Source organism: Mesorhizobium sp. L-2-11 (assembly GCF_016756595.1).
Lineage (GTDB): Bacteria > Pseudomonadota > Alphaproteobacteria > Rhizobiales > Rhizobiaceae > Mesorhizobium.
The window spans coordinates 6,172,851-6,188,347 of the sequence record NZ_AP023257.1; the positions used below are offsets into that span (position 1 = coordinate 6,172,851).

The following is a 15,497-nucleotide window of genomic DNA, read 5'->3' on the forward strand; positions in this document are numbered from 1 at the left end:
TCGCGAGCATCCACGCTATGGATAAGTGAAAGCCATGCGCTTCAAGGGCCTTGATCTGAACCTTCTCGTCGTGCTCGACGCACTGCTGACCGAGCGGACCCTCACGGCGGCGGCAAGCAGCATCAACCTTAGTCAGCCGGCCATGAGCGCGGCCGTCGCCCGGCTGCGCGACTATTTCAACGATGAACTGTTTACGACGAGCGGCCGCGAACGTGTTCTAACCCCGCGTGCGGAAACACTCGCCCCCGCAGTTCGCAGCGCACTCTTGCAAATCCAGTGCTCGATTATCTCTTGGGATCCGTTTAATCCGGCTCAATCCGATCGCCGTTTCAGGATCATTCTTTCCGATTTCGCCACACTCGTGTTTTTTGAAAAGGTCGTGGAGCGGGTTGCACGCGAAGCACCCGCCGTCAGCTTCGAATTGTTGCCTATAGACGACGACCCCGATGAGCTTCTCCGGCGCGGTGACGTCGATTTTCTGATTTTTCCAGAATTGTTCATGTCAAGTGCCCATCCAAGAGCGGCGCTGTTCGACGACACGCTCGTGTGCGTGGGCTGCTCCACGAACAAGCAGCTGCCACGGCAGCTTACATTCGAGAGATACATGTCGATGAGGCACGTTGCGGTCAAGTTCGGGCGGACGCTGAAGCCCTCCATCGAGGAACAGTTTTTTCTTGAGCATGGTCTCAAGAGACGTGTTGAGATCGTTGTGCAGGCCTTTAGCAAGATCCCGCCGATGGTCTCAGGCACAGCTCGTATAGCGACCATGCCCTTCCGGCTGGTTCAGCATTTCAAAAAAACCTTTCCCCTGCGGATCATCGACCTTCCGCTGCCACTACCCACGTTCACCGAGGCCGTTCAATGGCCCGCCCTTCACAACAGTGATCCGGCAAGCATCTGGCTGCGAGAGATATTGCTACAGGAGGCGTCTCGAATGACTTCTCCGGGGGACGCCAAAAGGCGCCCCAGGCAGCCCTAATTTACTCCCGCGTCTCACGCCGGCACTCGCGTCAATAGCCCGTGTCGGAAGAGAGCGATGCTCGCGGCAAGTGCGCCTGCGAGGTCGTCCAGCGGGTGGGCTGCATCGACAAACGGTGCGAATGAGAAGGGCCCCCCATAGCCGCCATCAAGCAGCGCCCGGATCTGGCTGCCATTGTCGGAACCGACTAAGACGCGATCCGGGTAAATCCAGTGGATCGGATCGTTCACGCTTGAAATGTGGACGAGACCGGTCAGCTCGGAGGAGAAGAACGTCTCCCCGGCAAGCGTGTGGTGGAACGTGTCGTGCACGAGGCGGAAGACGGATTGGCCATCAATGGCGGCAATGGCCTTAGCCGCTTCGTTCTTCGATCGAAGCGAGCAGGTCCGGAAGCCCAGCGGCTCGATGAGACCGATCAGACCGCGCGACTGGAGGATCGGCTTGAGCGCCTTCAAGGCGACGCGGAGATCGCCCCGGCGCTCGACATTGGCGGGCCAGGAGCCGTCGTTGACCGGCACCAGCATGAGCGTCTTGGCTCCGCAGGCCGCTGCATAATCGGCGAGCTTGCTCGCCTCGGCCCTGCGGGCGGGGGTCCACTCATTGAAGCGCTGGAGGGCATTGACGGAAATAATCCCAACGCCTGTGTCGGCGGCCGCAGACCGGACGTCCGCCGCCGGCATGCCGCGTGCAATAGCATTGCTGCCCGGTTGGCTGCGGATCTGGACATCGGTTAGGCCCTGGTCGCGGGCAAAAGCGAAAAGTGCCCTGACGTCAAGTCCGGGCGTCGCCAAATAATCGAGTGCAAAGCGGGGCGATGCTTGGCGCATGGCTTGGCTTTCCTTCCATGAAACGGGCGTCATTCTCGGCTGACTGGCTTCTACCGTGCGTTGATTCGCGAGGGCCGAAATGATGGGCATGAGCGAGGCGAGGCAGTCGTACTCACGTTTCTCTCACGCTATGTTTTTCTCTCATTTATGAGCCGACGTTCACCCAAACGGCGGTGCCGCGCCTCCTGAGACATGGTTAAATAGGTGCAATGACCGAACTCGCTCGCAGCCATCCAACTGCTTCCGCAAGGTACCCGCCAAAGTCAGGCAGCAGGGTGTTTCGCCAGAGCGAGGCCGACGCCCAGCGCGATCATCGCGCCACCTGACGCCTCCCTCAGGCGGCGGATCAACCCGGGACGCGCTGCCGCGCCGTCTTGAATGCCGCTGGCCACGACGGCAACCACGATGTCGGCGAGCGTGTTGAGCGCAATGGACACGGAGCCAAGCACCACGAATTGCAGAGCTACGAGCCCTGCGCTCGGATTCACGAACTGCGGAATGAAGGCGAGGAAAAAGACTGCCGTCTTCGGGTTGAGCGCCTCGACCAGTACCCCTTCACGAAACGCCCGCCGGGGTCCGACTGGACCCACTGCGGCGCCGTCATCGCCGCCAGTCGCTCCCCTGAGGCGGGCGGCTTGAAAGGTGCGAAAGCCGAGCCAGACGAGGTAGACCGCGCCGAACAGCTTTAATGCGGAGAACAGTTCCGAGCTCTCGAGCACGATCGCGGAAACACCTAAGCTTGCGGCGAGGACGTGGATCATGCCCCCCAACCCCGTGCCGAAGCTGGAAGCGATACCTTCCCGACGACCACCGGCGAGCGTGCGCGCGGCAACGTAGAAGATGCCCGGACCGGGGGTGATGGCGAGCACGGAGGCCGCGGCGAGGTACAGGGCGAGTGGGGTCAGTTCTGGCATGATGGTCGATTCCGACGAAGTTCATGATTATTTTGGGATGAGAGCGGCGACGTCGCGGTCAGATGCCCGCTCGCTCGCCGCAAGGCCCGCCGCCACGCCAGCGCGGTCGGCCGCGTTCCGGTTCTGGCTCATTTTGCGCTTGCCCTCCAGCCTCGTGATTGGCATGCGCAGGCCGACGATTCCGCGGAGTTGCGCCTGTATAAAATCCGGCGGCGCGTCCGACACCGCCCAAGGCGAGGCGCGCTCGCCCTCGTGGTGGTCGGTCAGCCGATTCACGACGTCCAGCAATCTTCCCGCATCCTCGAAGAACTCGACCGGGCCATAGGCGTGGACGGCGACGTAATTCCAGGTCGGGACGACCTTCCCGGTTTCCCGCTTGGTCGCATACCATGCCGGCGTCACGTAAGCGTCCGGCCCCATGAAGATGGCCAAGCCGTCGCCCAGCGGCGGAACACGGCACTGGGGATTGGCCTTCGCCAGGTGCCCGTAGATCACGCCGTGCTCGCCCTCGCTCTCGTCAAGGAAGAGGGGCAGTGGCGTTGCGAGCGGCCCTTCCGCCGTGACGGTAACGAAGTTCGCCAGCAGCGCCGCGCGAATGGTCGCGCGCAGGCATTCCTTGTCGTCGTCGCGGAAAGCGGGAGGGATGTACATCGCGAAACTCCTTGCGTTACCAAGTCAGGTATCGGCAAGCTGGCCTATTGGAAACAGCCAGTCAGAAGCTATTGAGGTAGTCCAGTTGGTGAAAGATGGCATCGCGCGCCGGATCAGGGCACCGGAATCCCCGGTGCCGGTCACGGTATGCGAATTGCCTGCCAAACCTTTCGGACGCAGCCAGCGATCCCGCAGGGTCGCGCTATGTGAGCCTGTGACAAGCCCAATGAAATCGATCCAACGCGAAGTGAACCATACATTCAACAATCGTCGAAGAGTGAACCTACCGGCGGTGCTGGGCCATGCCGAGAGCCTGCGCGGGTCCTCATCGTAGCAGGTGACAACAGACGTCTAGCCAACTGTCGGAGCCGACCAGTTCGTCCGATGTCGACGAAGTGCTTGTTCGCAGGGCGTAAACGGCCTGTAAGCCTTCATAAGAGAGACCACACAGGTACTGGCTGGGAAAGCAGGTCCATGGGATCTCGCATTTCAGTGATGTTCTGGAAGCGAGCGAATTTCATATCCGCAGGCATCTAATGCAGGAATCAGATTGGACAGCGCCATAACGGTCTGGTTGCGCAGACTGGCTTGAGTGCTCCGTGTCGACTCGTCGGGAGGGCATCCGTCGTGCAAGAGCACGATTGCGCCGGGGCGTACCGAGGCGAGCACTGCATCGACGATCGCGTCGGTGCCGGGGCGCGACCAGTCTCTTGGGTCGATCGACCAATGAAGGGCCGCCAGCCCCGCGATCTCTGAGGCAGTGAACACTTCTTCGCTCCAGGCGCCGTATGGCGCGCGAATGTAGCGGATCGAGGCCTGCGGGCATGCCAGCATGATGGCCTGGTTCGCCTCAAATACTTCAGGTTGCACTTCGCCCAAACCGCATTTGGACAGGTCCGGATGAGACATCGTGTGGTTGCCTACCTCATGCCCTTCTGCGATCATTCGCTGGATGAGTTCCGGATGCTCTGCGGCGTAAGCACCAATGACGAAGAATGTCGCTGGCACCCGATTTTGCGCCAGCACATCGAGTATCTGTGGTGTGAAACATGGATTGGGACCGTCGTCAAACGTCAGATAAACGCTTCGACGCCCGGTGCCGTCAGCGCATTCACTCTGCACCTTCCATCTGTCATCGAGACGTCTCATAGCTGCGAACCCTTGCGGTCAATTGTTGTACCGGTCGGCCATTCGCAATCGGCATAACCCCGATCCTTGAGGTAGGGGCCTACGCTACCGGGGGGAGCTTGTCGCGAAGAGCCGACGCGATGCAGCTTGCGCCGATCACCGATGTACCTGATCGAAAAGGGGATCGGCTCGCTTGATGTTCGGCGCAGACCAGGAGGGACACACCAGAAAATGCTCCTCGGAGCCAACGCATGCATCGACAATCTCCTTAGGGCTGCATCCTTGAATTCTTCCTATGGGACGTTCTGTACAATCGGCAAAATCGATTGTTTCGATGACAAGCATCCACGTTGCGGATAGATGAGACAAAGGCTTGGATCGCGCGCAACCTCACGGCGGCGGCAGCAGCATCAACCTTAGTCAGCCGGCCATGAGCGCGGCCGTCGCCCGGCCGCGCGACTATTTCAACGATGAACTGTTTACGATGAGCGGCCGCGAATGCGTTCTAACCCGCGTGCGGAACCGTCAGCGTCTCAGAGTCGAGCGACGACGTCGCGCAGCATCTCGACGCCTTTTTCGATCTGCCGGATGCTCAGGGCGGAATAGCCCATGACAAGCCCGACGCGGTCGGCTTCGCCTGCTCCCGACTGCCGATGATAAAGCGGCGAAATCGGGTGCAGACCCAGACCCGCGTATTGGGCAGCTTCGACCAACGCCGTTTCACGCGATCGCGGCAGGTCGTTGAACCATATGACGACGTGCAGTCCAGCCTCTGCCCCCTGGACGGCGATCCGACCTTGAAAACTCCGCTTCAGGGCGGTCAGCAATGCCTCCCGGCGCTCGCCGTTGATGCGGCGCACGCGGCGCACATGGCTTTCATAGCCACCGCTCTCGATCAGAGAGGCCAATGACTCCTGCCCCGCCATCGGAGAATGCCGGTCGGCAAGCTGCTTGGCGGTTTCGAAAACCTGCAGGAATTCCGCCGGGACGACGAGATAACCGATCCGCAGCATCGGCGAGAGCGTCTTGGAGATGGTGCCGAGGTAGATGACGGCCCCATGATCCTCGAGGCTATGCAGCGGGGGAACGGGGCTGATATCGTAGCGATATTCGCTGTCGTAGTCGTCCTCGATGACATAGGCGCCCTGCTCCCGCGCCCATTCCAGAAGCTGATGCCGCCGCGGGATCGGCATGACGCCGCCGAGCGGAAACTGATGCGAGGGCGTCACATAGGCCAGCCGGGCCGCGACCCCCGCCAGTTGCTCCGTTTGCATGCCGTGATCGTCAACCTCGACGGGAACGGGCGTGGCACCTGTACTGGCAAAGACCTGGCGCGCCATCCTGTAGCAGGGGTCCTCGATGACGAAGCTGTCCCCGGGGTCGAGCAGCAGGCGCGCGCAGAGATCGAGGCCCTGCTGCGAACCATTGACGATGACGATCTGCTCGGGGTCGCAGCGCACAGTACGGGCGCGCCAGAGATAGCCCTGAAGCGCTTGGCGGAGCCGGCTCGAACCGCACGGATCGTCATAGGCGAGCCGTGCCGGCCGCTGCGCCATCGCCGCGTTCATCGCGCGCTTCCAAACCGATGCGGGGAAATCTGAGGGCGCCAGGACGCCATATCGGAAATCAACCTTCAGCGTGTTCGGCAGGTAATCCGGCCAGCGCGGAGTACCACGCAGCCGTTCGCCATAGCTTGACAAGTGAACCGGGCCGAACCGTTTTGGGGGATTGGCGGTCAGCTCATGTCCCAGCAGTGAGGATGCGACACGAGGGCGCGCGCCTTGACGGATGTCGATGAAACCTTCCGCGGCCAGCTGCTCGTAGGCGACGGTGACGGTCGTTCGCGAGACGCCAAGTTCCTCGGCGAGACCACGGGAGGACGGCAGCTGGCTTCCGGTGCCGTAAACGCCTCTGAGGATCTGCTCGCGAAGCGCTTCGTAGATCTGGCGCGCGCCCATGCCATGCGAGCGGGTTGAAGCACCGGGACCTGGAGACTGGACCATTTCTTTTCCTGCCAACTGGACATTCCATATCAACCAGTTTGCAGCCACTCCTTCCGAAAGCCAAGGCACGTCTGAAGCCGATGCCCGAGACCGCAATCCAAGACCGGAAAGTGGCACATCTGCGAACGATGCCAAATTCGGCTTCGCTACCCTCGCGATCCATCACGGCTACGATCCGGCTGGTTTTCCCAATGCCGGTCAACCACGCGTCTTCCTGAGCTCGACCTACGATCGAAAGTGTTGCGGCGAATGAGGCCGCCGCCTTGGCGGCGCAATCCTCGGCGACGCGGAAGCCTCCACACGCTGTACGAAACGGGCTTGCGCTACATCACCGGCGCGGCGCTCTCGACCATGTCCTCCTTCCTGGTTCTGCGCGGGCTGAAAAGGACTCTCGCGCTTCGCATGGAATGGCACAGCACCACGGCGCTTGCGATCGCGCAGGTGCGCGACGGGCATTCGGCCGTGGGTTAGGTGAGCTCCCCTTCCTCGACTCGCATCCCGATCAGGCGATTGCCCGAAAGGAGATGTCGGGCATCGCCAACGAGGGGGCCGAAGGGTCAAGGCGCGCTAAGACATGATCGTCGCCTCACCAACGCATTTTGCCAAAAGCATCTCAACGACGAATATGCCGGCTTGGCGCGCCGTAGGGCCGCCGCCTTATCCCGCGAGCGGCGCAGCCCGCTCGCACGTCCCGTCCGCTATGCGTAACACCAGGCTGATGCCGAAGACCATAGGCAGTCACCGAACCGGGTCCGCCGTCGAGAAACGACGAATTGGTGCTGTCTTGAGCCACCGGCAAGCAAATCCATTACTGATCCTCGACTGCCATAGGCGTTATGCATGCTCGCAGCCTGGGCACAGTCATATGAAGATGCTTGGACAGAACGGTGTTTCGGCAACTGTTATCTGTCGTCCAGCTTTTGGCATCAGTTTTGATGGACGCGAGCAGCTTGCGAGGGACGCATCCGAACGCGGCGCTGCTCCCACAACCGTCGCAGTTCTCCTGTGAGAGCCTCGCGCTGGGCCTGATCCAGCGTAATTGTATCGAGGAGATCCGCGAGCACGGCTTCGCCCTCGATTCGCGTCAGCAGATCGAACAATTCAGGTGAAATACGCACACCGTCACGGCTGGAGTGATCCGTTCGGATTTCGCAGACGGTCTCCTGGCGATCCAGCGCCGTGTGAGCGCGGACCTTATACAGGGATACATAAGGCGGCAATGAAACCGCGAGCGCAGTCCAATCCTCCAGCGTTGCGGCCCGTTTTTTGACGAGGAACGGCCCGACCACAAGTCCATCCAACTCTGTCGTCAGGAACGTGGCAATCGAGTCTGCAACTGAATCCACGATCGGCTCGGCATTGTTGTTAAAGGACGTGTTGAGCAGAATTGGGATGCCAGTGCGCTGCTTGAAGGCATTGATGACGTCCCAGTAGGCCGGACTGGCCTTGCGCGATACTGTTTGCAGCCGAGCCGTACCGTCGACGTGCGTGATGGCGCCGAGCAAACCACGCTTGGAGTCGCGCACACGAACCACGAAATTCATGAAGGGAAATTCGCACGCACTGCCTGGGAGGTCGAAAAATTCGCGCGCATCCTCCTCCAGCACTGATGGGGCGAACGGGCGATACCCTTCCCGCTTCTTGACCATGGCGTTGATCCGGTCCTTGTTTGTGGCGGGCCTGGGGTCGGCAAGAATGCTGCGATTTCCGAGCGCGCGCGGCCCGAACTCCGAACGACCTTGCACCCAGCCGATCACGGCGCCACCGGCCATCCACTCGGCTGCCCTATCCGCCACCTCCTCAGTGCGTTCAAACTCCAGGTGCCCCGCCCATGCCTTTAGTTCCTCTTCCACAGCATGATCGCTCGCGAGATCCGGCCCCCAATAAACCTCCTGCAATCGCGCACGCGGCGCGGGGCGGCCCAACTCACCAGACACGATTAATGCAGCGCCCAATGCGCAGCCAGCGTCATGCGACGCGGGCTGCACGAAGATGTCTTCGAAAAGGCCTGAATAGAGCAGCTTGCCGTTCATGGAGCAATTGTGCGCAACGCCACCGGCCAGGCACAGCCGCGTCATCCCCGTGGCCTCACGATGATGCCGAAGAATGTGAAACACGATGCGTTCGAGTGCTTCCTGTAGCGACGCACTCACATCTTTGTGCTGCTGAGTGAATGGCATTCCCTTTTGCCGGACCTGAATGGTGCGAAGCAAAGTCGGACCGATGCGGTCCAGGTGGACGCGATACTCGCCGTTTGCAGACAGTTCATAGAACTGCTCGAAAAGCTCGCGATAGGGAACGGGATCGCCGTAGGGGGCAAGCCCCATTACCTTATATTCATCGAACAAGCCGTAGCCGAGATACCGGATCACCTCGAGATAAAATAGCCCAAGGGAATTGTTCTCTGGGAAAGTCGCGAGTTGCGAAATTTCAGCACCAGATCCTACCGCCACAAGACCCGACTGGAAATCACCAGAGCCATCAATCGCGAAAATCAGACTTTGCTCGAAGCCCGACATTGCAAAAGCACTCACGGCGTGCGCCTGATGATGACTTACGAATGAGATACGCGAAGGGTCGAGCTCGCTACCGAACTCCTGCGCCAACAGCTGCTGCACCAAAAATTTGGCATCCAACGGAATGGAGGCGTCGGGCTCGGAAGCAAGCATGTTTTCGAGCATGGCGTTGCAATAGGCTTCGGTAGCGTAGTACGCCACATGATCGATTTCGCTGAGCTGAACCCCAGCGGCTGAAAGACAGTATTGAACCGAACTGATTGGGAGCTTGTTGGAGTGCTTGATCCGATTGAGGCGCTCCTCTTCTACGGCCGCGATGACCTGTCCGTCTCGGACGAGCACCGCAGCGCCATCGTGCATGAATGTATTCGCAATCTGGAATCGGTTTTCATAGACTTTGTCTAATCCGCCGCTCAATCCTAGACACAGCATCTCGCTCTCCGTTTATCGTACAGGAAGACTGAATTGGCCTGTCTCAAGGCCGTTTGATCAAAAACACAGGCTGCGTTGTCGTTCGCCGCCGCGAACGCCAGTCAGACATCACCAACCTCAAAGAAATTCTCTTACGCCTGGATCAACATGAGATCCTGTGATCGAGGTCCCGGGCGTTCCATAACGTTGAGAGATTGAGTGGATGCCACGAAGACCCTGGGTTGGATGCCGATTTGCGTTGGCGATGTCGTTTTTATTTGCAGCACGAAGTCCGTAGCGCATTGTTTATCTCACTCTCTTTCGTCAGCGCATTAGTCGGCGGCGCAACAGCGCCATCGAGAGGAAGAATGGCAACAGCGCGTACAGGCCGAGCACACCGACGTGCAGGGCGATGCCGCTGATCGGGCGATCAAGCATAACCGGACGAATGAGGTCGATCGCATGTGACAGCGGCATGCATCGCGCTATCTGCTGAAAGGCGCCAGGCAGCTGGTTCAATGGGAAAACGGCGCCCGACAGGAACAGCATAGGTGTGAGGACAAGCGTCTGGTAAAACACGAAGTAATCGTAGCTGGGCGAAAGTGCGGTGACGATCATCGCGAGGCTCGCAAATACGCACCCTGTCAGAGCAATGATTGGCAGCGCATAGAGGACGGACGGCCAGGCGGCATAGCCCAAGGTTGCGGTGACGATGGTAATAGCCGTACCGGCCATGAAGGCCTTGGTGGCTGCCCACGCCAGTTCACCCAGAACGATGTCGCCGAGGGTAACGTGCGTATACAGCATGGCTTCCCATGTGCGTTGAGAATGCATGCGAGCGAAAGCCGCGTACAATGTTTCCAGGGTAGAGGCGGTCATCGCACTTACCGCGACCATGCCGGCCGCCAAAAAGGCGATATACGACGCACCGTCGACGCGGCCGACCATTATGCCGAGGCCGGTGCCTAGGCCGAAAAGGTAGATCATAGGATCGGCGAGGTTACCGAGAAGCGACACGAGTGCGACTTTCTTCCATGCCAGATAGTTGCGTCGCCATACCGCAACCCAGTTCCACGCATTGGCCGGCAGCGCCGCCGCAAAACCTTCAATCATCGCTCACTCCTCCATCTCGCGCCCGGTCAGCCGCAAGAAAACATCCTCGAGATTGGCTGGACGCAGAAGAAGACGCAGACCTGCTCGCCCCTGCAGTTGCGTGCGCACCTGGTCAGGGTCTGGCGCATAGCAATAAAGGGTTTCGCCGCTGACCTCGATGCGCTGGGAATGTGGCTTGACCAGCGAAAGCAACTCGTGCGGATCGCCGCCATAAATCTCCATGACCTGGCATCCGATATGCTCGTCGATCAGCGCCTGCGGGCCGCCTTCGGCGATGTTGCGGCCCTTTTCGAGCACGCACAGCCGATCGCATAATCGCTCAGCCTCTTCCATGAAATGCGTCGTCAGGATAATCGTCTTGCCGCGTGCCAACAGGGCGCGCAGCCGCTCCCAGATCAGGTGGCGCGCGTGCGGATCGAGGCCGGTGGTCGGCTCGTCCATCACAATGAGCTGGGGGTCGTTGATCAACGCCCGCGCCATTGTCAGGCATCGCTTCATGCCGCCGGACAGTTCCGAGACGCGCGCATCCGCCTTGCGCTCGAGGCGAGCGAACTCGAGAAGCGACGGGATGACCGCTTCGCTCTGACGTGTGCTCATGCCGAAGTAGCGTCCGAACACCAGCAGGTTCTCGCGTACGGTGAATTCCTGGTCAAGATTGTCGAATTGCGGGACCACGCCAATGCCCCTGCGTGCCAGCCGAGCGCGCGCCGGCACCGGGACGCCAAGCACCGTGATCGTGCCCGCGTCAGGGCATGTCATGCCGAGGAGCATACGCGCAATCGTGCTTTTGCCCGCCCCGTTTGGTCCGAGGAGGCCGAAACACTCTCCCGACGCAACGGAGAACGACAGTTCGTCGACAACGATCTTGTTCCCATACGACTTGGTTACGCCGGCAAAATCGACTGCCACGGTTGACGCAGAGTCAGGCACGGAGCTTTTCGCGCTTGTTTGCCCGTGAGACTCCCGTTCGATCGCAGGAGTCTCGAGCCGCCGCAAATCCTCTGGGCCCAACTTACGCTTCAACACTTGATGTTTCTGGTCCTGGCTCAAAACTCTTCTACCTGCGATCAAGTAACTATTGCTGTTCGCTGTAAGCGGCGTCAGATCCCACCAGGTTTGGCTTTGGAAGGGCGTCGCCGGTGTCTTGCACATTGGCCGCAGAGCTTCGCGACAACCAATCGCTGTTGCTTAATGTACACAGCGCGTATGCTTTCAAGGGGAGCAAGAGAAAGATGTTGATGAGTGTGTGGAGCGAGAACCCGAGAAATCGAAGTTGGCGCGCACGAAACGCTGCCACGCTGCAGCGAACTATAGTCATGGCTGCAATCATCAGGCATGCCGTCCAAGGCACAGTACCTGTCGTTACGAATTGCGCGAGCCCCGCCAGAATCGACAAAGAGAGCAATAATGGGCCAATATTCTGGCCAATCACGTCCAATGTGAGATAAATATTAAGGCCGCGCAGCAGTTGGAACGCCAGCAACGTGTCACGGAAAGTGCTCCGGGCCCAGCGAAGCTGTTGGCGCAGATAGGGACCCATGCTGTTGGGAACGACTGTTGCCGCGACGGCCTCCGGGACATACTCTGTTCGAAAGCCTGCTTTCAGCATCAGGATCGTAAGGTGGCGGTCCTCGCCGAAGTCGCTCGGCTTCCCTCGAAAGCGCTGCGTCTCGTACTGATCCAGCAGCGAAACAAGCGCGGATCGCCGGTACATGGCACACGGACCGCAGCAACACATGACGGCACCGAACCGAGCCTGCGCTGCGCGCTCTTCGTTGCAGGCGAGCCAGTATTCCATGTCGATCAACCGCGTCAGCCAAGTTTCACTGCGATTGCTAGCCGCCAACTGGCCCATGGCGGCGCCGACCGCTTGATCTTGCATCTTTAGCGCAAGCCTGGTGATGACGTCCGGGGCGAGTATCGTGTCCGAATCTACATTCAGCACCAAATCTCCGCACGAGCGGCGAATGGCGGCAATCTGCGCCTTGCGCTTTCCGACATTCTTTGGGAGCGCAACGAAGTTGAACCTCGGGTCGCCCGCGTATTCCTCGTGTACACCCACGAGGGCATCGCGGTTTGCAGAACCGTCATCAACAACATAGACCTGCAGTTTGCCGGCGTAGTCCTGACTTGCAATGGAAGCCAGGCAGTCCGAGAGGGTGCGAGGCGCCTCGTTGTAGCACGGGATAATGACATCGACGCTCGGCCAAGGCTCACCGCTGGGCGGGTCGCCCGAGGTCGGCGGTACGTTTGTAGGCAGGGTATAAAAGACCTGCGCGGTTTTATAGACGGTCGACAGCAGCGCGTAAGAGCAGATGGCAACAGTACTGGCTGAGGCAAATAGGTTCATGAGATGTCAGATTTTTCAGTGAATTTGAGGGAAGCGGGCGGATAGTAAAACCGCGGCCAATGCTGGAATCAGCTCGATCAACGCCATGGGGGCGGGTCGCGCTGACTGACGTCGTAGCGGGTGTCCTTCATAGCTCTGGACCGTTCCGATCGATCAAAGTGCCGGCCGGCCACTCGCTCATTGAGCGTCCAATTGGGAGCACCAGGACGAGTACGTTGTCGTCGACTCGCGTGGGAGGCAGATCGAGGTACACGTCCGGGTGGGTTGAACGCACGCGAACGCCCGACAAAATGTTCGCCAAGCCTTTGCGGCAGAACCTCGAAACATGGTTCCGGAGCGCGGGCCGCACCGAGCCGAACGCGAATGGAACGCCAAGCTGCTGCAGCACCGGATACATCACGCTGATCGAATGGGCGATTCCCAGCCCCTCAAGATCCGGACGCACCCCGTATAGACCGAGTTCAGCGACAAGCAGATCATCGTCGCCAACTTTGATGTATCGGCGCAGCAGGCCCAAGTGAGCCGCTACCCCGTGCACATCACGGCCGATTACGCGGAGCTCCGGCCTTGCACCGGCCCAACTTCGACCGCCTGCGAATTGCTTCCCATTAAAGGCTCCGGTCGGTTCATAGGTCTTCCGGAAGAACTCAGAGAGTTCGAGGTGATCGGGAAGCTGCAACTCATTTTCCCAGCATAACCTCCACTGCACGTCAGGGCGCATGCGAAGACTTCCTCTTTTTCGGATTCTTTTGTGCACCTCACGCGGTAGAGCAATGGCGGTGCATGTCATGGGTCTATGAACGGCCCTCCCGGATTGGTAAAATTGATTGTTTAGATCGCGAGCATCCACGCTATGGATGTTAAAACCATGCCTTTCAAAGCCTGATCTGAACCTTCTGGTCGTGCTCGATTGGCCCGATAAGCGGCGGCACCGATGGCAGCTGTCGGTGACACAACCTGATTCAAGAGCGGCCGCCAGCGCGTGGCTGCGCCCGTGCCGAAGCAGCGATCAAGTGGAGGACGGCCCGACTGTTAGGCGTCAGCAAACGCGGCGACCGTTGGCGCACGCGATGATGCATGGCGATCGCGCAGCTCTGGATCGCCGGCGGCAAACAGGTTCCGCGAAGCTCTATCGCGCTCGCCAACAGGAATCGTCTGGTCAATGCTTTCGAGTGTTGCCAGTCAACCGGACTGTCGGTGAAAGCACCTGGAGAGCGGGAAGGAGGGCGCGCCCGGATGGCGCTACTTCGAACGAATTGTTTGAGGTTTTGGCCGACTGGAACACACAGCTTGAGCACCTGAGGCCTGAAGTGCGCGAAGGAGCTGGCCCCTAAGTCTTCATTCCGTGCGAGGGATCAAAAATCGCCGCACACAGAAAGGCAGCCTAAGGAGCGTCAGCACTTGCGCCGGCCGAAGGGCCGATCGCGGTAGGGACGCTCATTGCTGAGCGCCCCCCGCACAGATCCGTACGTGCAGGATTCCCGCATACGGCTCCTACCTTGGGTGTTTGACGGCGAAGCGGATTGCCGGCCAGGGATGCAGGATTCTTGGTTTCGGAAGCCACTGCGCTGCGAGCTTTTCCACTCGGGACGTCGACGTCGTGTCCATCTGGCCACGGTGTCTCAGAGCCAGCTTCCAGAGGAAGATGACATGCTCCCTAAATGCCCGAAGTGATCGCAGATTGGCGGGCACCGCGTGATACTCATAGTATCCGCGGACGACCTGCCTGAGCCATTTCGCTTGTTCACGAATTGGCTGGTTTCTCAACCACCGCAACCGGTCCTTGATCTCCCGGAGCTTTGCCCTCATACGGTCGCGGCGGGACTTCCGAAGAAGCATGAAGTCTCCCCGCAGTGATTTGCCGCAGATATGGGTAAAGCCGAGAAAGTCGAAGGTCTCCGGTTTTCCGAGACCACGTTCCCGACGACGACTGGCCGCGTAGCGGCCAAACATTAGCAGGCGCGTTTTCTCAGGGTGCAATGACAGAGAGAACTTCTCCAACCGTTCTCGCATCTCGATCTGGAAACGGTGTGCGTCAGCTTCTCGTTCGAAGCCTACCACGATGTCGTCCGCGTAGCGGACGATGATCATATTGCCCGTGGCCGACCGCTGTCGCCAGCGGTTGGCCCAAAGGTCGAAGACGTAGTGCAGGTAGAGGTTCGCGAGCAGTGGCGAAGCCACCGATCCCTGACCCGTCCCCTGCTCAGACGTCGTGACGATCCCTTCTTCCAGAACGCCCGCCTTCAGCCACTTCTGGATGAGACGAATGATACGCTGGTCGCCGATCCGATGGTTCAGGAACCTGACCAGCCATTCCTGACTGACCCGGTCGAAGGAAACATCTCCAGACTGCCCATCACCAGGACCTTCCCGCCTCGGCAACGATCATGCGGGAGGGCCACGCCTTTGAAGGGCGGCCTCTGGCCGTAATCAGCCGACTCAAACGCCGCGGCGAGCCAACGCTGCTTGTAGAATTGCCGGACGGCAGCCGGACCTACATTCCCGTGGCGTGGACGGATCTCGGGGGCATGGATGGTGGTTCCACAGCCTCGCCAGCAAATCACTCCAGCATTGGGCGGATTTCAGACCTTCTGCATCTGCGCCT

15 protein-coding genes and 1 pseudogene are annotated in these 15,497 nt (G+C 59.9%); 4 read left to right on the forward strand and 12 right to left on the reverse strand.

Annotated elements, in window-relative coordinates:
- Window positions 1–34: 34 nt before the first annotated feature.
- Window positions 35–979, forward strand: a complete 945-nt coding sequence (locus JG739_RS29375) for a LysR family transcriptional regulator (protein WP_202364468.1) — start codon at window positions 35–37, stop codon at window positions 977–979.
- Window positions 980–993: 14 nt separating this feature from the next.
- On the opposite strand, the gene JG739_RS29380 is transcribed toward JG739_RS29375, so the two are convergent.
- From JG739_RS29380 to nodB, 4 genes are all read right to left on the reverse strand, one after another.
- Window positions 994–1,806: a TIM barrel protein gene (locus JG739_RS29380; RefSeq protein ID WP_161633554.1), complete on the reverse strand. Its 813-nt coding sequence runs from the start codon at window positions 1,804–1,806 to the stop codon at window positions 994–996.
- A 263-nt stretch (window positions 1,807–2,069) separates the two neighbouring features.
- On the reverse strand, window positions 2,070–2,720 hold the full coding sequence (locus JG739_RS29385) for a LysE family translocator (protein ID WP_202330438.1): 651 nt from the start codon (window positions 2,718–2,720) through the stop codon (window positions 2,070–2,072).
- A 27-nt stretch (window positions 2,721–2,747) separates the two neighbouring features.
- Window positions 2,748–3,371 carry an FMN-binding negative transcriptional regulator gene (locus JG739_RS29390; RefSeq protein WP_010913831.1) on the reverse strand — a complete coding sequence of 208 codons (624 nt, stop codon included), beginning with the start codon at window positions 3,369–3,371 and terminating at the stop codon, window positions 2,748–2,750.
- A 489-nt stretch (window positions 3,372–3,860) separates the two neighbouring features.
- Entirely contained in the window at window positions 3,861–4,520 is a 660-nt protein-coding gene (nodB, locus tag JG739_RS29395) for a chitooligosaccharide deacetylase NodB (protein ID WP_202364469.1), read from the reverse strand.
- A gap of 329 nt (window positions 4,521–4,849) precedes the next feature.
- Here nodB and JG739_RS29400 point away from each other — a divergent pair.
- A pseudogene (locus JG739_RS29400) lies at window positions 4,850–5,010 on the forward strand (LysR family transcriptional regulator); the annotation flags it as partial.
- A 22-nt stretch (window positions 5,011–5,032) separates the two neighbouring features.
- Here JG739_RS29400 and pdxR read toward each other — a convergent pair.
- Window positions 5,033–6,502 carry a MocR-like pyridoxine biosynthesis transcription factor PdxR gene (gene pdxR, locus JG739_RS29405; protein WP_010913827.1) on the reverse strand — a complete coding sequence of 490 codons (1,470 nt, stop codon included), beginning with the start codon at window positions 6,500–6,502 and terminating at the stop codon, window positions 5,033–5,035.
- A gap of 318 nt (window positions 6,503–6,820) precedes the next feature.
- Between pdxR and JG739_RS29410 the strand changes: the two genes are divergently transcribed.
- Both JG739_RS29410 and JG739_RS36475 read left to right on the forward strand, forming a co-directional pair.
- Window positions 6,821–6,973, forward strand: a complete 153-nt coding sequence (locus JG739_RS29410) for a PLP-dependent transferase (protein ID WP_244420605.1) — start codon at window positions 6,821–6,823, stop codon at window positions 6,971–6,973.
- On the forward strand, window positions 6,974–7,210 hold the full coding sequence (locus JG739_RS36475; RefSeq protein ID WP_244748460.1) for a DUF6398 domain-containing protein: 237 nt from the start codon (window positions 6,974–6,976) through the stop codon (window positions 7,208–7,210). It abuts the gene before it with no gap.
- Here JG739_RS36475 and JG739_RS29415 read toward each other — a convergent pair.
- The 7 genes from JG739_RS29415 to JG739_RS29445 all read right to left on the reverse strand — a co-directional run bounded on the left by JG739_RS29415 (window position 7,201) and on the right by JG739_RS29445 (window position 15,274).
- Entirely contained in the window at window positions 7,201–7,344 is a 144-nt protein-coding gene (locus tag JG739_RS29415; protein WP_446720385.1) for a nodulation protein NodZ, read from the reverse strand. The genes JG739_RS36475 and JG739_RS29415 overlap by 10 nt on opposite strands.
- Before the next feature lie 84 nt (window positions 7,345–7,428).
- Complete coding sequence (locus tag JG739_RS29420) at window positions 7,429–9,450, reverse strand: carbamoyltransferase family protein (protein ID WP_202364470.1); 2,022 nt, start codon at window positions 9,448–9,450, stop codon at window positions 7,429–7,431.
- 303 nt (window positions 9,451–9,753) lie between these two features.
- Window positions 9,754–10,542, reverse strand: coding sequence for an ABC transporter permease (locus JG739_RS29425; RefSeq protein WP_010913823.1), 789 nt, complete (start codon window positions 10,540–10,542; stop codon window positions 9,754–9,756).
- Window positions 10,543–10,545: 3 nt separating this feature from the next.
- Entirely contained in the window at window positions 10,546–11,514 is a 969-nt protein-coding gene (gene nodI, locus JG739_RS29430) for a nodulation factor ABC transporter ATP-binding protein NodI (RefSeq protein ID WP_244420834.1), read from the reverse strand.
- Between the two features lie 103 nt (window positions 11,515–11,617).
- Entirely contained in the window at window positions 11,618–12,892 is a 1,275-nt protein-coding gene (gene nodC, locus JG739_RS29435; protein WP_010913821.1) for a chitooligosaccharide synthase NodC, read from the reverse strand.
- A 127-nt stretch (window positions 12,893–13,019) separates the two neighbouring features.
- A complete protein-coding gene (locus JG739_RS29440) occupies window positions 13,020–13,613 on the reverse strand; it encodes a NodA family N-acyltransferase (protein WP_044549143.1) in 594 nt (197 codons plus the stop codon).
- Window positions 13,614–14,386: 773 nt separating this feature from the next.
- Complete coding sequence (locus JG739_RS29445; protein ID WP_202364471.1) at window positions 14,387–15,274, reverse strand: reverse transcriptase domain-containing protein; 888 nt, start codon at window positions 15,272–15,274, stop codon at window positions 14,387–14,389.
- Window positions 15,275–15,497 lie beyond the last annotated feature (223 nt).